The following is a 15453-nucleotide window of genomic DNA, read 5'->3' as shown; positions in this document are numbered from 1 at the left end:
TCGAGATCAATGTGAGCAAGTCTTCCATGGCTTGTCATGTCATGTCGGCAGGCTAATGATGCCATCATTGATGGGTTCGGGAGCGGGATGGATGTCGATGTCACATACGCAAGTGCCACTTTGGCTGCTTGTTGCGCTGCAGGCTGCGGTTTCCGGCGTCAGTCTGGTCGTTGAAATCGTCGCCGGCAGGATGCTGGCGCCCTATGTCGGCATGTCGCTTTACACCTGGACCTCGATTATCGCGGTGGTGCTCGCCGGATTTTCCATCGGTCACTGGTGGGGCGGCCATATTGCCGAACGTCCGGCCCGGCAGGCCCTCTCTCTGACCGGATGGGTGATGCTGGCGGCAGCAGTGTCAACCGCGGGCGCGCTGTTGCTGCTTCGGGTGATCGGCGGGCCGGTGCTGGCCGCGGTCGAGCACCCGGTCTGGGCCATTGTCACGCTCACCTGCGGCGTGTTCTTTCTGCCATCGCTGTTTGCCGGCGTTCCGGCGCCCGTTCTGGCGCAGATTGCCGTCATGAAAGAACAGTCCCAATCCGGCCGATCGCTGGGCGCCATGTTCGCGTCCGGCGCGGTCGGTGCGATTGCCGGAACCCTGCTTGCCGGGTTCGTCTTCATTCCGTGGCTCGGCACAGCGCTGACGCTTGCCATCGTCACCGTCATCTATCTCTGCGCGTCCGCCATCCTGTTCGCGCTCGCCCGTCCGGTCCGGCAGGGGGCGGCAGCGCTGGCCGTTGCGGCGCTGGCAATCGTGCTCGCCGGGCTATCGCTCACGCGGGTGTCGAGCTGCACCACGGAAAGCCAGTATTTCTGCATCCGTGTGCTCGACGTCTCCGCCGACCATGAGTCCCCGGTGCGGCGATTGGTGCTCGATCACCTGTCCCACGGCACCAGCGCCCGTGACCTCCCACGCACGATGTTTTCCGAGTTTACGGCCATGTTTGATGCGATTGCCCGGGGTCGGCTGGAGCCGGGGCCGTTCTCTGCCTTTTTCATAGGTGGAGGCACCTATTCGGTGCCGCGTGCGTGGGCTGACCGCAAGACAGGCCCGATCACCGTGGCCGAGATCGATCCGCAAGTCACACGCTCTGCCATCGAGAATTTCTGGCTGGAGCCGGAACACATGATGATTGTCGACGAGGATGCCCGTGTCGCCCTGCAGAAGAGGGCCGGTGCGCGTTACGACGTCATCGTCGGTGACGCATTCGGCGACATTGCCGTGCCATCGCACCTGATCACCCAGGAGTTCTTTCAGCTGGTCCGCTCGCGTCTGGCCGACGACGGCGTCTTTCTGATGAATGTGGTTGATTTTCCCGAACGTCTTCACGCTCTGAGCGCCATTGCCGCGACCTTGCGTTCGGTGTTTCCGAGCGTCGAGATCTGGACCGAGCAAACCCGGCCAGCCCCGGGCGAGCAGAGGGTCTTCGTTCTGGTCGCGGCAGACAGGCCCACGGCGTTCTCCTCCGTCGTTGCAGAGGCACCCGAACCAACACGCTTTGCCGCCATGGCCGACAGTTTCACCGACCAACTTATCGCCCAAAGCTCTCCGGCAATCCTGACCGACGATTTCGCCCCGATAGACCGGCTGCTGGGCGGCAGTTTCTGAGACTGTTGCGGACAGTCATTTGATTGCGTTGAAGTGGAAGCCTCCATTGAAGAGGCTTCCGCGGATCTGGATCACCGCGCGCTATCGAGGCGGGGCTGAGAGTCTCCATGGACGGCCTCGGCAATTGCGTTGCGCGTCACCTCTGCCAAGGCCACATGAACCCGAATTGTCCGGATCGGCTTGTTGGCCTCCATGATGCCGATCACGGTTTCGATGTCGGGACAGCCTTCGTCCCGGCAGGCAAGTTCAACGACGCTGACCGGCGTGCCGTCTGGCAGATCCAGCAAGTGGCGGACCCAGGCCCTTATCTCGGTCGATTTCACCTGAAGCCGGTTGGTCCTGGGAGCAAGCGGGTTGACGAAGCTCTTCATCCAAGGCGTCCTTCCTCGCCCGCAATGCACTTTCTGAAACCGTTCTCGATGATGTCGCGCGGCAGGTCCCGGCCTATGAACACTATCCGGGTCAGACGTGCCTCTTCGGGCTTCCATGGTCGCTGGTGATTGCCTTCCAGCAGCATGTGAACACCCTGCATGACATAACGGTCGTCATCTGCTTCGAAGGCGATGATCCCCTTCATGCGCAGCATGTCGATGCCAAAGTGCTGGGCCACGGACTGAATCCAGGGAAAGAACCGCTCCGGCAAGAGCGGCTCGTTGCTTGTGAGCGAGAAACTTGTGACGTGATCATCATGCTCATGATCGTGGAAATGCTCGAGGAAATCGGGTTCAAGTTCCAGCACCCTGTCGAGGTCGAAGGCGTTGCGGCCGATCACCTGATCGAGCGGTACCTGGCAGCGTTCGCTGCGGCTGAGGACGGCGGTCGGATTGATCCTGCGGATTCGCGCCTCGACCTTGGCCAGTTCCTGTTCGCTGACAAGGTCGATCTTGTTGATCAGGATGATGTCGGCGAACGCCAACTGTTCCTGAGCCTCGTGCGCCTTCTCGATTTCGCCCAGGAGATGCCTGGCGTCCACGACGGTTACGATGGCATCGAGCGTCGTCTTTGATCGCACGTCTTCATCGACAAAGAACGTTTGCGCCACCGGGGCGGGATCGGCGAGTCCGGTCGTCTCGACAAGGATCGCGTCGAAACGGTTCCGGCGTTTCAGAAGGCTGTCGATGATGCGGATCAGGTCGCCGCGCACGGTGCAGCAAATGCAACCATTGTTCATTTCGAAGACTTCCTCGTCTGCGTCGACGACAAGATCATTGTCGATTCCGACGTCCCCGAATTCGTTGACGATCACCGCATAGCGCTTGCCGTGATCTTCGGTCAGAATGCGATTGAGGAGCGTTGTCTTTCCTGAGCCGAGATAGCCGGTGAGGACCGTGACAGGAATTGTATTGATGGCGTTCATGAGGATCTCCGCGAAAGAGTGGTGAGATAGGAAGAAAGCCGGGAAGACAGCGCCGCGAGGGTGGCGCTGATGGGGCTCAGGAGCCGGCCGAATGGGGATGGCGTCCCGGCGATCACGGCCGAAAACAGGTCGCGAACCGGCTCGGGGTCGATGCCTGACGTGATGAACACCATGCGGGTTCGGCGGTCGCCATCCGGCCATGCTTCCAGCCGCACAGGGTCGGACATGCAATGCTGTACGCCGTGGATGATCCGGGGGCATTCGGGTTCGTCCTCAAGGCCGACGATGCCCTTGACCCGCAGCAGATGCTGTCCGGCGGACTGCTGCAGCAACGACAGGAACCGGGAGAGCCGGGCTTCATCCATGGGCGTATCGTGAACGATGCTGAAGCTTCGGATGCCTGAGCCATGCCGTGCTGGTCGCTGGCGCTCGTTTGAAGCATGCACATGGCGCGTCTCCGCCGCGAGAACTGCTTCCAGCGCTAGCCAACCGGAAACCTCCTCTCCGCGCTCGATGACCGAGTAGGGGCGGGGCGCAAACAGGCTGGCAGGGTCTGCTTCCCGACGGTCGACAATTTCGGCGGTCGCGTTGAACACGCGAAGGTCCTGCGGCAGGGCAGCGATGTCCGAGAGGGTCGCGGGATCCTTTGCCAGATCAGTCTTGGTCAGAACAATACGGTCGGCAAAGGCGATCTGCTTCATCGCCTCGAAGTGCCGCTCGATGCTGAGCTCACCCAGTATGATATCATATAACGTAACGAAACCCGCCAAATAAAACTCGCTGTCGACCGTCCGGTCACGCAATGTTTGGGTGTCGCTATCCTTGGCCATGAGCGCATTGACCAAGGGAGCAGGGTCGCCCAGTCCGCTCATCTCGACAATCACCCGGGAAAAGGCCGGCGCAAGTCCAGCGGACGCTGCGCAATGCAGGTCGAACAGTGTCGCCCTGATGTCGGTGGTGCCTGAGCAGCACAGGCAGCCGGTAGAGGTCTGGCTGATGGTGGTTTCGCCCTGGCGCACCAGCAGGTGATCGATGGCGACATCGCCGAACTCGTTGATGATGACCGCGGTATCTTCAAAAGACGGATCAGCCAGCACCTGGTTGAGCAGCGTCGACTTGCCCGAGCCGAGAAATCCGCTCAGGAAAAACACCGGTATCCGCTCGGGCAGGGCCATGGCTTCACGCCACCTGGCACGTACGGCAGATGCCGCGCAGTTCGATGGTCGTTTTCTTCAATGCGAAACTGGCGTCGCCCGCCAGTTGTTTCACCCGCTTGGCAAGGGCGTTGTCGGTGATCTCGTTGACCTGTCCGCACTTCTCGCAAATCATGAAGGCGATAGTGTTGTCCCCGTCGCAGCCCGGATGACTGCAGGCGACGAAGGCGTTGAGGCTTTCGAGCCTGTGCACCATGCCGAACTCCACCAGCTTGTCCAGCGCGCGGTAGACCTGGAGAGGCGCGCGAAAGCCGTTGTCTCGAAGCTGGTCGAGAATGGTGTAGGCGCTCAGCGGACCTTTCGACCGGGTCAGGGCGCCCATCACCAGGGACTGGTTCTTTGTCAGGTCCATTGCCTCGTGAACATGTTCATTCATGACCGGGCTCCTTTCTGGGGTTCGTTCGCACTCTTTACCGGCTCCATGGTCTGCGTTTTCCTGCGCGAGAAGACTGGAAAGAGTGACAGGATAAACAGAAGCAGGGCTGCGACCACGATGCTCGGGCCGGCAGGCGTGTCCCATTCCAGCGATCCGAAGAGGCCTCCAACCACCGCCGCCGACCCGATGACCGCTGCCAGCAGCGCCATCTGTTCGGGGCCTGATGAAAACCGGCGCGCGGTGGCTGACGGAATGATCAGCATCGCCGTGATCAGCAGCACCCCGACAATCTTCATCGAAATGGCGATCACCGCGGCCATCAGCAACATGAAGATGATGTTGACCCGTTCCGGGTTCATGCCTTCGGCTTCCGCCAGTTCGCGGTTGATGGTGGCGGCAAACAGCGGCCGCCAGATCACGGCGAGTATAGAGAGCACCACCGCGCCACCGAGCCAGATAATGGCGATATCCATTTGCGAAACTGCGAGAATGTCACCGAACAGGAAGCCCATCAGATCCATGCGGATCCACGTCATGAACGCAAGGGCAACGAGGCCGAGGGCAAGGGCGGAGTGGGCCAGCAAGCCGAGCAACGCGTCCGATGACAGCGTTCCCTGCTTCTGCAGCAGCAGCAGGGCGATGGACACGCAGGCGGAGACGCCGAAGACGGCCAGCGTGATATTGATCTCGAAGAGAAAGGCAAGCGCCACGCCAAGCAGAGCCGCGTGCGACAGCGTATCGCCGAAATAGGCGAGCCTGCGCCAGACGATGAAGCAGCCGAGCGGACCGGCCACAAGCGCCACTCCGATGCCGGCAAGGATGGCGCGGGTGAAGAAGTCGTCAAGCATCGGATTTGCCCTCGCTGCCGGGGTGATGGTGATGCCCGTCCTCTGGGTGGCAATGCTCGGTGATGCTGCCATCCCCATGCTGCACGCGTCCGTCGGGCAGATGCGTGTGATCATGATGGTGCTCGTAGACCGCGAGCGTCGACGCAGCGCGGGCGCCGAAGAGAGCCTTGTACTCGGCGCTCGAGGCTACCACCGTCGGCGTGCCCGAACAGCAGACATGGCCGTTGAGGCAGATCACCCGGTCGGTGGCCGCCATGACCACATGCAGATCATGGGAAATCAGCAGGATGCCGCAATGCATCTCGTCGCGGATCCGCTTGATCAGATCGTAAAGTGCGATCTCGCCCGAAAAATCGACGCCCTGAACCGGTTCGTCGAGTACCAGAAGATCGGGTTTTCGGGCAACGGCGCGCGCCAGCATCACCCGCTGGAACTCACCGCCGGACAGCGTGCGCACCTCCGCGTCCGCCAGATGACTGACGCCGGTGGAGGCCATGGCGCTTTCTGCCGCATGAACGCTGACATGGCCGGTCAGCCGCATGAAACGGCGCACCGTGAGCGGAAGCGTCCAGTCGACGGCCAGTTTTTGCGGTACATAGGAAACCTTCAGATCGGCGCGGCGCTGAACAACGCCCTCATCCGGCTTGAGGATACCCAGCGCCATCTTCGCAGTCGTCGATTTTCCCGATCCGTTTGGGCCGATCAAGGTCACGATTTCTCCCGGCTCAATGGCAAGGTTCACACCGCGCACAAGCCAGCGGCCGGCGCGATGAATGCCGGCATTGTCCAGCGTGGCGAGAGAATCAGGTTTCTGCAGCATGAATGATATGAACGGCTTCGTGGTGATCATGACAAGGGGGTTGCGCATCCTTATTGCACACGTTATACCGTTACGCAATGTTGTAATAAGATAACGTCACAGCCACCCAAATCATTCACGGAGACTGTCATGAACCGCCTCAAGGGCCTGCTCCTCGCTTCCACGCTCATCGCGTCCTCTTCTGTTTCCGCCAGCGCCGAGGTCAAAGTGGTGGCCTCCATCAAGCCGATCCATTCACTGGTGGCGGCGGTAATGGAAGGCGTCGGTGAGCCGGGGCTGATCATCGAAGGTGCGGGCTCGCCCCACACCTACGCGCTCAAGCCTTCGCAGGCTCAGATGCTGGAGCAGGCCAATGTTGTCTTCTGGATCGGCCATGAACTGGAAGCTTTCCTGGAGAAGCCGCTGGAAACGGTCGGCGCAGACGCGAAATCGATCGAGCTGATCGATGCCCACGATCTTCTGAAACTCGGCTTCCGCGAAGGCGGCGCTTTCGAGAAGCACGATCATGCCGATGAAGCGGGTCATGACGATCATGCGCATGAGGCTGAGGCGACCCATGACCACGATCACGAAAAGACAGCCGATGCCGCGCATGACCATGACCATGACCATGAAAAGACAGCGGAAGCCGGTCATGAGGGGCACGATCATGGCGCGTTCGACGCCCATGTCTGGCTGGATCCGGTCAACGCCAAGGCCATGGTGCATGAAATCGAGGAGGCGCTGGTCGAGGCGGATCCCGCCAACGCCGCAAAATATGAAGCCAATGCGGAAGCGGTGACCGCCAAACTCGACACGCTGATCGCCGAGGTTTCCTCCGAACTCGAGCCGGTCAAGGGCAAGGGCTTCATCGTCTTCCATGATGGCTATCAGTATTTCGAAAACCGCTTCGGCGTCACCGCCTCGGGTTCGATCACGGTCTCTCCGGAGGTCATGCCGGGTGCTGAGCGGATCACCGAAATCCGTGCACGCGTGCAGGAACTGGGTGCTGCCTGCGTGTTCGCCGAACCCCAGTTCGAGCCGAAGCTTGTTTCAACCGTGACCGAGGGCACCAACGCCAAGTCCGGAACGCTTGATCCGCTTGGCGCCGAGCTCGAAGACGGAGCTGATCTCTATTTCCAGCTCATCCGCAACATGTCGACGTCCATAAAGACCTGCCTGACCGAAGCCAGCTGACGAATTGGCCATATTCAAGACGGGCGGCTTGGACCGCCCGTTTTTGAGGAAAGACATGTAATGTAATATAATATCATAATACATCCAGGCGATACGCGGGACTTTTGCACCCAAGGCGTTCTGGTTTGGAACCACCATTCGATTGTTTACCGGATCCGATCCGGTCGCAGAAAATTGATCAATAGCAAAGCACAGGAAAGAATGATGAGCCCCAGAACTGCGGCAATCGCCTTACTTTTCGCCTCGATGGCAATTTCGCCCGTTTACGCTGACGACGATAGCAGCGCGAGGCCCCTGATCGAAGGGGAACTGGACACCGGATTGAGCACAGACCGGATCTTCCGCTCCGACGATCCGACTGCAGAAATTACTGACCTCTATGCGGAGGCGGCCTTGGCGGTGAAGTTGAATGCAGCCAACTGGCTGGCGTTCAACCTCGGCCTGACCTTTGAGCCAGTGCTCGACCCCCAGGCGTCAACGGACCGCTATTTTGGTGATCATGGGCTTTATGTCGACACGCTCAACATTCAGATAGAGAACGCTGGCTTCATCGCGGTGGCGGGCAAATTTGGGCCGGGCTTCGGTACGGCGTGGGACGTCACGCCAGGCATCTACGGAACCGGTTTCGCCGAAGATTATGAGTTGTCCGAGATGGTCGGCTTCGGCACCGCCTATGCCTTTGATGCGGGAGCGCCAGGCGTCATCACGATTGGCGGCAACGTGTTCTTCATGGACGACACCTTCCTCTCCGGTTCGGCCTTCACCAAGCGGGGGCGCAACCTGGCGTCGGCAGGCGGCCCCGGCAATACCGGAAGGTTGAACAACTTCTCGCTCACGGTCGATGGTTCCGATATCCCGGCCGTGGAAGGGCTGAACTGGCATCTTGGCTATGTCCATCTCGGCGCCGGCGCCGGTGACATCAGCGCCGTCAACGGCTTTGCCGCAGGCCTGGTTCGTGAGACTGAGCTTGGCAACGGTGTTGCAATCGGCTGGAACACCGAGATTGCCTACTTCGATGGTGCCAATGGCTCCAAAGACAAGGCGCTTTACCTGACGGGCGGTCTGTCGGTCGCAAAAGGTCCTTGGCACGGCGAAGCATCGGCGACGCTGCGGCGGACAAACTATTTCGCCGGTGGACGCGACAATGATCTGCTGGCGCAGGTGTCCGGTGGCTACGAGTTTGAGAACGGCGTCGACTTGTCTCTTGGCTACGCATTCGCGCGCCAGGCAGGTGTGCGCAGCCACACCGTCGGATTTCGACTGACCAAAGCCTTCGAGTTTAGCATCCCACGAAACTGAAAACGCGCGGGGCAGGGCCGTTGTTGCATGATGGAACTGCCCGCCAAAGTTCAATATGGACATTTTTGACTGGAGGAAGGGAAGCGGCGCGCTTGAGGGAGTATGCTGCCTTCCGCCCGCCTGTCCCGCCACCAGCAGAGGGCATTGCAAATGACAACCCGACATCTCCCCGTGACCGTTCTTTCCGGCTTCCTCGGTGCCGGCAAGACGACCCTGCTCAATCACATTCTGAACAACCGCGAAGGCCTGCGGGTCGCGGTCATCGTCAACGACATGAGCGAGGTCAATATTGACGCGAGCCTCGTTCGTGATGGCGGGGCGAACCTGTCGCGCACCGATGAGCAACCGGTCGAGATGACCAATGGCTGCATCTGCTGCACGCTGCGCGACGATCTCCTGGCTGAGGTCACATCGCTGGCGGGGCAGGGCCGGTTCGACCATCTGTTCATTGAATCGACCGGCATTTCCGAACCGCTTCCAGTCGCCTCGACCTTCGAGTTCCGTGACGAGCATGGCTTCAGCCTGTCGGATGTCGCCCGGCTTGATTCGATGGTTACGGTGGTCGATGCGGCGAGCCTGTTGAAGGATTATGCCTCAAGCGATTTCCTGCGCGACCGCGGCGAGACGCTGGGCGACGAGGACAACCGCACGCTTGTGGATCTGCTCGTTGACCAGATCGAGTTCGCCGACACGATCATCCTCAACAAGGTGTCGGCGACAGCGCCGGAAAACCTGGACGCTGCGCGCAAGATCATCCGTTCGCTCAATCCCGAGGCTGTTCTGATCGAGGCAGATTTTTCCCGGGTCGAGTTGAGCGAAGTCCTCGGCACCGGCCGGTTCGACTTCGCCAAGGCGCATGAACATCCGCTTTGGTACAAGGAACTCAACGGTTTCAAGGCCCATGTTCCCGAGACCGAGGAATATGGCATCCGCTCCTTCGTCTACCGCGCCCGTCAGCCCTTCGAACCGGTGAAACTCCAGGCCTTCATCAACCGTCCCTGGCCCGGTGTGGTGCGCGCCAAGGGGTTTTTCTGGCTGGCGACACGTCCACGCTTCGTGGGGGAACTCTCGATGGCCGGCGCGCTCGTGCGCACCGAAAAGCGCGGCCTCTGGTGGTCGGCGGCGCCAAAGGAATACTGGCCCGACGATCCGGCCTGGCATCGCGCCATGGCGCCCTATTTCGACCCGGTCTGGGGCGACCGCCGGCAGGAGCTGGTGTTCATCGGCTGCGATCCGATGGATGAAGCGAAGATCCGCGCCGATCTCAACGCCTGCCTGGTGAACGCGCCGGCGCTCCTGCCCGAACTGTGGACATCCATGCCTGATCCGTTCCCTGCCTGGGACAGGCAGGCGGCATAGCTGTCTCAAACGGGGCCAGCCCTGCCGCGGCTGATCCGGCGTCCGGCGGTGCAGCGCGGTCGGTGCGCCCCGAACCCCCTTTCGCATTCCCGGCCTTGCCTTCAATCAAACCCAGAAATCCCCCATGATCAAGAAACTCGCCCTTGCCATCCTCTTGTCGACCAGCCTTTGCTCCGCAGCGCTTTCCAGTGACGGCGTACTTGACGTCGCGGCCCCGTTTGAGATCAAGGGTGCCGACCCGTCCTTGTCGGGTGATATTTTTCTCAAGATGGACATCGCCGAGGCGCTGGTGAATGCCGATGCGACGGGTCGTCTGCTGCCCGGCCTGGCCGAAAGCTGGTCGGTGTCCGGTGATGGTCTGATCTGGCGGTTCGTCCTGCGCGAGGGCGCATTCCATGATGGCTCGCCCTTTACTCCAGAAGCCGCCGCCGCTGCGCTTGATATCGCCCGCGCAAAGAAGGGGCTTCTTTCTGCTGCACCGATCGAGTCCATCGTTGCCGACGGCTGCGATCTGGTCATCTCACTCAAGGAGCCGTTCGGGGCGCTGCCGGCTTTCCTCGCCGAATATCGCTCAAAGATCCTGGCGCCGTCCGCCTACGGTGCTGACGGCATAGCGACTTCGGTGATCGCCACAGGTCCGTTCAAGGTGACCGAGTTGCAGGCCCCGATGTCGCTGAAGACGAAGCGGAACGGCCATGTGGTGAAGCTTGATGATCGCCCGGCAATGGCTCGACACGGCAATTGACGAGGTGAAAACATCAATCTAGGTTCATGGCATGGTTCCGCCCGACTCAAAGGGAAGGCGGATTAAAAGGGAACACGGTGAGGTGTAGCCAATAGGCGCTGAATCCGTGACTGCCCCCGCAACTGTGAGCGGCGAGCTTCCTCAAGATTGACCACTGGCGCAAAGATCGTGCCGGGAAGGTTTGAGTGAGCTGTGACCCGCAAGTCAGGAGACCTGCCATGACCGTCGTAACTCAACCCGGGCGGGGTGTCCGGAAAGGGAGAATTGTCATGAGCAACCGGAATTCCGGGCATCGCAAAGTCAATCATCGCTTTGGCCCCCGCACTCTCGTGCGGAGCGCGCAATGCCGACCAGACAGACAACCACAAAGCCAGCCTCCCATCGCATAACCGTCTGCACCGCGTGCCGCCACACCGGCAGCGATTGCCGTCCCGGGTACGAACTGCTTGCACGTTTGCGCGATGCGATGAACAGGGCCGGCCAGGCGACAGGCGCGCTGTTCGAGATTTCGGGTGTGGCCTGCATGGCGGGTTGCGACCGGCCCTGCACGGTTGCCTATCAGGCGACCGACAAGGCCACCTACCTGTTTGGCGATATCGATCCGGCTGACGATATTGGCGACCTGGTCCGCTTTGCCGAGCACTATGCCAGCCTTGATGACGGTTGGTGCTCGTCCACCCAACGCCCGGGCAAGCTTCGCCACACCACGCTTGCGCGCGTTCCGGCCGCGATTTTTGTGGTCGAACCGGTCGAGGGATCGCTCCAGTGAGCGCGGCCAGCCTGACTCTTGCCGGAGCATCCTGGCGTGCGCCCCGCGGCCCGGTGATCCTCCAGCCCGTGACGCTCAACCTTCCCGCGGGCCGGGTGCTCGGCGTGGTGGGGCCGAATGGTGCGGGAAAATCCACCTTCCTGCGCCTCGTCTACCGCTATTTGAAGCCGGCGAGCGGCGCGGTGCTGATCGATGGTGAAGACATCTGGACCATGCGCGCCCGCGATGTGGCGCTCAAGGTCGCCACGGTGCTGCAGGAACAGCCGACCGACTTCGCGCTGACCGTGCGCGAGATCGTCGACCTCGGCCGGCTTCCGCATCGGGGCGGTCTGGTGCGCAGCGACGCCCGCGATGCAGCGGTTGTCTCTGCCGTTCTGGACAGGCTTGATCTTCATGGATTTGCCGGACGGCGTTTCGGATCACTTTCAGGCGGCGAAAGACAGCGGGTGATGGTGGCGCGCGCGCTGGCGCAGGAGCCTTCCCTGCTGGTGCTCGATGAACCGACAAACCATCTCGACATCCGCCACCAGCTCGAGGTGATCCGCCTGATCAGAAACCTCGACATGACGATCATCACCAGCCTGCATGACCTCAACCTGGCCGCCGCCGTTTGTGATGACATCCTGCTTCTGCAGCAGGGCCAGGCCATGGGTTTCGGCACACCCGATGAAGTTCTTGCCGACGACACCGTTTCGCGTGCCTTCGGGGTGCTCGCCCGGCGCGAGCGCCTCACACCGAGCGAGAACAGCCATTTTACCTACCAGCTTAACATGTAAGGGATTTTTCCATGAAAGCGCCTTCTCTCGCCCTGCTCGGGCTGGCTTTTGTTGCCGCTCCTGCTTTCGCCGGCACAACCGTTGAAAGCTGCAATCGCAGCGTCACTTTCGACGCCCCGCCAAAGGCCGCCATTTCCAACGACGTCAACCTGACCGAAATGATGCTGGTTCTGGGTCTCGCCGACCGCATGGTGGGGTATACCGGAATATCCGGATGGAAGACGCTGGATGAGGAAATGCGCGCGGGCGTGAGTGAACTGCCGGAGCTCTCCGAAAAGTACCCCACGAAGGAGGTCATCATCGGGGCTGATGCGGACTTCTTCTTCGCTGGCTGGAACTATGGCATGAAAGTCGGTGGAGAGGTGACGCCCGAGACGCTCGAGCCGTTCGGTGTCAAGGTCTATGAACTGACCGAAAGCTGCATTCATATCGGACCGAAGAACAAAGTCTCGATGCAGGACATGTACAACGACCTGCTCAATCTCGGGCGCATCTTTGGCGTCGAGGACAAGGCGCAGGCCCTGGTGGAGAGCTACAAGGCCGAGCTTGCGACGTTTGAGGCAACCGTCAGCAAGGGTGACACGCCGCTCAGGGTGTTCGTCTACGATTCCGGCGAGGATGCGCCGTTCACTGCGGGCCGTTACGCCATGCCGACCGCCATGATCGAGGCTGCGGGCGGTGTCAACATCATGGACGATTTCGAGAAGAGCTGGGCGACGGTCAACTGGGAAGCCGTGGTCGAACGCGACCCCGAATTGATCGTCATTGTCAATTATGGCGACGTCACCGCCGAGCAGAAGATTGATTTCCTGAAGAGCAATCCGGCCTTCGCCGACATTGACGCGGTCAGGAATGATCGCTTCGTGGTGCTCGAATATGTGGAGGCGACGCCCGGGCCACGCAACATCCGCGCGATCAGGAAGCTCGCCGCCGCCTTCTGGCCGAACTGAGTTGAAAAACGATATCAACGAAACTGGCGCCACAGCCCGTCTGGCGCCATCGGGTGCCGGGCGGGCGTTGTTCCTGCTTGCCAGCTGCATCGCCCTGTTGGTGTCCCTGACCGCCGCGGTTTCTGTCGGAGCCATCGCGGTGGATTGGTCGACGGTATGGGGCGTGCTCGTCAACAGGATATCGCCGGGATCGGTGGAGGTGACATGGTCGCCCGGCCGCGAGGCGATCGTCTGGGAGCTTCGCTTTCCCCGGGCGCTGCTCGCGGTGATGGTGGGCGCCGGGCTGGCGCTGGTGGGCGCGAGCCTGCAGTCGGTCACCCGCAATCCGCTCGCCGACCCGCATCTGCTCGGGATTTCCTCGGGCGGGGCTTTCGGCGCCATCCTCGCCCTGCTTCACACCGGACTTTTCCTGGGTCTGCTGACCGTTCCGTTGTTCGCCTTTGCAGGCGCGCTTGTCGCCACCCTGGTTGTTCTCGGGGTGGCGCGCATGACCCATTCCACCAGCGCCGACCGGCTGGTGCTGGCGGGGGTGGCGGTGTCTTTCATCATCATGGCGCTCGCCAACATGCTGATCTTTCTGGGCGATCCGAAGGCGACCCACACGGTGGTGTTCTGGATGCTGGGCGGGCTGGGCCTTGCGCAATGGTCGCAGCTCGTATGGCCGCTCTTGGTTCTCCTGGTTTGCGCGGCGTGGCTGCGCTGGCGGGCGGGCGATCTCAACGCCATGACCGTGGGCGACGAAACCGCCGCCACTCTGGGCATCGATGTGCGGCGGTTCCGGCTTCAGGTCTTCGTCGTCGGCGCACTGGTCACCGGGGTGATGGTCGCCTTTTCGGGCATCATCGGCTTTGTCGGGCTGATGGTTCCCCATATTGTCCGCATGTTCAGCGGTGGTGATTACCGGAGGGTCCTGCCGGCGTCGATGGTGCTCGGCGCGGTCTTTCTGCTCTGGGCCGATATCGCCGCGCGCACCGTGATGGCCCCCGAGGACATGCCGATCGGCATTGTGACCGGACTGGTCGGCGGCGCTTTCTTTGTCTGGATGCTGCGACGGACATAGGGGCACATCAGACCACCCCATCCGACGGCACAGAACGCAGGCCGCTCACTGACCCGGAAATCGAAGCATGGATTCGCCGTGGTGACGTTGCTGATGCTACCGCATCTTTCCGTCGCGCTTGCCGGCATCCACCTCCGCAGGTTGTCCTGTTGAACCCGTGGCAAGGCAGGAAAAGATCCAGGCTCGCCCTGAACCAGAAACGCCGCACTCTCCCGTTTCGGGAATGCGGCGTTCAACTGAAAGAAATGGTGCCCCCGGCAGGATTCGAACCCGCGACCCCCTGATTACAAATCAGGTGCTCTACCAACTGAGCTACAAGGGCAGCGGGGATGCGGATAGCAGCAACCGGATTCGCAAGCAAGAGGGAAATGCGCGATTGCCGGACCGGGTTCGGTGGCAAGCACCGTCAACGCCCTTCGTGGAAATCCTTGCGCATGTAGATAGACGTCAGCCCCACCTGGTAGCGGAAATCATATCCGTTGTCGGACATGATCCGGAAGGTGCCGGTCTCCATGACGGCCGGAATGGTTTGGGCATAGGTTTCGATCGCGATCATGCGCGGCTTGTGCGGCCAGTCAGCAAGCGAGGCGATCGCCTCTTCATCCATGCCCTCGATATCGATGTTCATGAAATCGATCCCGTCCGGCGCCAGTTCCGCGCTTTCGGCGATGATCGATGCCACCGAACGGCAGGGAACCGTCACGGATTTCTGTTTGCCCCGTTCGGAAGCCATATTCTGCACGACGGTGCCGGTCAGGTCCGTATGGTCTTCAGAGAAAAACTCTATCGTGTCGCGTTCCGCGGCGATCTTGTCGGAGACGACCGCGGCCCAGATCGTGTGATCCTGCTTTCGCACCCGGCGGAGAACATCGACGCTCTTGCGGTTGGCGTCGACATTGACGCCGGTCCATCCCCGAAGCCAGAGCCGGGCGGTGTTGGAATGGGCAAAGGGATGGTGGGCGCCGATATCGACGTAGAAACCGTGCTTCTGCTTGTCGAAATTGCGGTGGACGATCACATCTTCGCCCCACTGGCCGAAGCGTACCTTGATCTTTCCGTGAGGTCCAAGCAGGTGAAGCAGACGAAGGATGCGCATGG

At 61.1% G+C, this 15453-nt stretch carries 16 protein-coding genes, 1 tRNA gene and 1 riboswitch; of the genes, 9 read left to right on the top strand and 8 right to left on the bottom strand.

Annotated elements, in window-relative coordinates; all coding sequences use genetic code 11:
- The first annotated feature begins 97 nt into the window (after positions 1-97).
- On the top strand, positions 98-1606 hold the full coding sequence (locus SPHINGO391_RS12385) for a fused MFS/spermidine synthase (protein ID WP_244615177.1): 1509 nt from the start codon (positions 98-100) through the stop codon (positions 1604-1606).
- Positions 1607-1677: 71 nt separating this feature from the next.
- On the opposite strand, the gene SPHINGO391_RS12380 is transcribed toward SPHINGO391_RS12385, so the two are convergent.
- The 6 genes from SPHINGO391_RS12380 to SPHINGO391_RS12355 are packed head-to-tail and all read right to left on the bottom strand — an operon-like array spanning position 1678 to position 6221.
- Entirely contained in the window at positions 1678-1977 is a 300-nt protein-coding gene (locus tag SPHINGO391_RS12380) for a nitrate reductase (RefSeq protein WP_152009114.1), read from the bottom strand.
- Complete coding sequence (locus SPHINGO391_RS12375; RefSeq protein ID WP_152009113.1) at positions 1974-2963, bottom strand: GTP-binding protein; 990 nt, start codon at positions 2961-2963, stop codon at positions 1974-1976. Before SPHINGO391_RS12375 ends, SPHINGO391_RS12380 begins: the two co-directional genes overlap by 4 nt.
- The gene (locus SPHINGO391_RS12370; protein ID WP_152009112.1) at positions 2960-4138 is read right to left on the bottom strand and encodes a GTP-binding protein; all 1179 of its coding nucleotides are present in this window, start codon (positions 4136-4138) and stop codon (positions 2960-2962) included. Before SPHINGO391_RS12370 ends, SPHINGO391_RS12375 begins: the two co-directional genes overlap by 4 nt.
- A 4-nt stretch (positions 4139-4142) precedes the next feature.
- Entirely contained in the window at positions 4143-4553 is a 411-nt protein-coding gene (locus tag SPHINGO391_RS12365; protein ID WP_152009111.1) for a Fur family transcriptional regulator, read from the bottom strand.
- Positions 4550-5401, bottom strand: coding sequence for a metal ABC transporter permease (locus SPHINGO391_RS12360; RefSeq protein ID WP_152009110.1), 852 nt, complete (start codon positions 5399-5401; stop codon positions 4550-4552). The genes SPHINGO391_RS12365 and SPHINGO391_RS12360 overlap by 4 nt, the downstream gene beginning before the upstream one ends.
- The gene (locus tag SPHINGO391_RS12355; RefSeq protein WP_152011539.1) at positions 5394-6221 is read right to left on the bottom strand and encodes a metal ABC transporter ATP-binding protein; all 828 of its coding nucleotides are present in this window, start codon (positions 6219-6221) and stop codon (positions 5394-5396) included. Before SPHINGO391_RS12355 ends, SPHINGO391_RS12360 begins: the two co-directional genes overlap by 8 nt.
- 129 nt (positions 6222-6350) lie before the next feature.
- Here SPHINGO391_RS12355 and SPHINGO391_RS12350 point away from each other — a divergent pair, with 129 nt between their 5' ends.
- The 8 genes from SPHINGO391_RS12350 to SPHINGO391_RS12315 all read left to right on the top strand — a co-directional run bounded on the left by SPHINGO391_RS12350 (position 6351) and on the right by SPHINGO391_RS12315 (position 14355).
- The gene (locus tag SPHINGO391_RS12350; RefSeq protein WP_152009109.1) at positions 6351-7397 is read left to right on the top strand and encodes a zinc ABC transporter substrate-binding protein; all 1047 of its coding nucleotides are present in this window, start codon (positions 6351-6353) and stop codon (positions 7395-7397) included.
- Between the two features lie 204 nt (positions 7398-7601).
- Positions 7602-8696: a hypothetical protein gene (locus tag SPHINGO391_RS12345; RefSeq protein WP_152009108.1), complete on the top strand. Its 1095-nt coding sequence runs from the start codon at positions 7602-7604 to the stop codon at positions 8694-8696.
- A 150-nt stretch (positions 8697-8846) separates the two neighbouring features.
- Complete coding sequence (locus SPHINGO391_RS12340) at positions 8847-10055, top strand: GTP-binding protein (RefSeq protein WP_152009107.1); 1209 nt, start codon at positions 8847-8849, stop codon at positions 10053-10055.
- Positions 10056-10179: 124 nt separating this feature from the next.
- Positions 10180-10800, top strand: a complete 621-nt coding sequence (locus SPHINGO391_RS12335; RefSeq protein WP_152009106.1) for an ABC transporter substrate-binding protein — start codon at positions 10180-10182, stop codon at positions 10798-10800.
- A 15-nt stretch (positions 10801-10815) separates the two neighbouring features.
- Positions 10816-11036, top strand: a riboswitch (cobalamin riboswitch).
- 107 nt (positions 11037-11143) lie between these two features.
- On the top strand, positions 11144-11569 hold the full coding sequence (locus tag SPHINGO391_RS12330) for a DUF1636 domain-containing protein (RefSeq protein WP_152009105.1): 426 nt from the start codon (positions 11144-11146) through the stop codon (positions 11567-11569).
- Positions 11566-12345 (top strand): ABC transporter ATP-binding protein, encoded by a 780-nt coding sequence (locus tag SPHINGO391_RS12325; RefSeq protein ID WP_152009104.1) that lies wholly within the window; start codon positions 11566-11568, stop codon positions 12343-12345. Before SPHINGO391_RS12330 ends, SPHINGO391_RS12325 begins: the two co-directional genes overlap by 4 nt.
- An 11-nt stretch (positions 12346-12356) precedes the next feature.
- Positions 12357-13295, top strand: a complete 939-nt coding sequence (locus SPHINGO391_RS12320) for an ABC transporter substrate-binding protein (RefSeq protein WP_152009103.1) — start codon at positions 12357-12359, stop codon at positions 13293-13295.
- 40 nt (positions 13296-13335) lie between these two features.
- Positions 13336-14355 (top strand): iron ABC transporter permease, encoded by a 1020-nt coding sequence (locus SPHINGO391_RS12315; protein WP_244615413.1) that lies wholly within the window; start codon positions 13336-13338, stop codon positions 14353-14355.
- Positions 14356-14601: 246 nt separating this feature from the next.
- On the opposite strand, the gene SPHINGO391_RS12310 is transcribed toward SPHINGO391_RS12315, so the two are convergent.
- Together SPHINGO391_RS12310 and SPHINGO391_RS12305 are read right to left on the bottom strand one after the other, a co-directional pair.
- Positions 14602-14677 (bottom strand) — tRNA-Thr (locus SPHINGO391_RS12310).
- 84 nt (positions 14678-14761) lie between these two features.
- Positions 14762-15451, bottom strand: a complete 690-nt coding sequence (locus SPHINGO391_RS12305; protein ID WP_152009101.1) for an FkbM family methyltransferase — start codon at positions 15449-15451, stop codon at positions 14762-14764.
- Positions 15452-15453: the final 2 nt, after the last annotated feature.

The sequence above is a fragment of the Hoeflea sp. EC-HK425 genome, assembly GCF_902498795.1.
Classification (GTDB): domain Bacteria; phylum Pseudomonadota; class Alphaproteobacteria; order Rhizobiales; family Rhizobiaceae; genus Hoeflea; species Hoeflea alexandrii.
This window is presented reverse-complemented; position numbering and strand designations above follow the sequence as displayed.

Coding starts and splice junctions, on each gene's coding strand:
- SPHINGO391_RS12335 (WP_152009106.1), top strand. CDS start 10,180: ATGATCAAGAAACTCGCCCTTGCCATCCTCTTGTCGACCAGCCTTTGC.
- SPHINGO391_RS12375 (WP_152009113.1), bottom strand. CDS start 2,963: ATGAACGCCATCAATACAATTCCTGTCACGGTCCTCACCGGCTATCTC.
- SPHINGO391_RS12355 (WP_152011539.1), bottom strand. CDS start 6,221: ATGCTGCAGAAACCTGATTCTCTCGCCACGCTGGACAATGCCGGCATT.
- SPHINGO391_RS12370 (WP_152009112.1), bottom strand. CDS start 4,138: ATGGCCCTGCCCGAGCGGATACCGGTGTTTTTCCTGAGCGGATTTCTC.
- SPHINGO391_RS12360 (WP_152009110.1), bottom strand. CDS start 5,401: ATGCTTGACGACTTCTTCACCCGCGCCATCCTTGCCGGCATCGGAGTG.
- SPHINGO391_RS12345 (WP_152009108.1), top strand. CDS start 7,602: ATGAGCCCCAGAACTGCGGCAATCGCCTTACTTTTCGCCTCGATGGCA.
- SPHINGO391_RS12305 (WP_152009101.1), bottom strand. CDS start 15,451: ATGCGCATCCTTCGTCTGCTTCACCTGCTTGGACCTCACGGAAAGATC.
- SPHINGO391_RS12365 (WP_152009111.1), bottom strand. CDS start 4,553: ATGAATGAACATGTTCACGAGGCAATGGACCTGACAAAGAACCAGTCC.
- SPHINGO391_RS12330 (WP_152009105.1), top strand. CDS start 11,144: ATGCCGACCAGACAGACAACCACAAAGCCAGCCTCCCATCGCATAACC.
- SPHINGO391_RS12350 (WP_152009109.1), top strand. CDS start 6,351: ATGAACCGCCTCAAGGGCCTGCTCCTCGCTTCCACGCTCATCGCGTCC.
- SPHINGO391_RS12340 (WP_152009107.1), top strand. CDS start 8,847: ATGACAACCCGACATCTCCCCGTGACCGTTCTTTCCGGCTTCCTCGGT.
- SPHINGO391_RS12380 (WP_152009114.1), bottom strand. CDS start 1,977: ATGAAGAGCTTCGTCAACCCGCTTGCTCCCAGGACCAACCGGCTTCAG.
- SPHINGO391_RS12385 (WP_244615177.1), top strand. CDS start 98: ATGTCACATACGCAAGTGCCACTTTGGCTGCTTGTTGCGCTGCAGGCT.
- SPHINGO391_RS12320 (WP_152009103.1), top strand. CDS start 12,357: ATGAAAGCGCCTTCTCTCGCCCTGCTCGGGCTGGCTTTTGTTGCCGCT.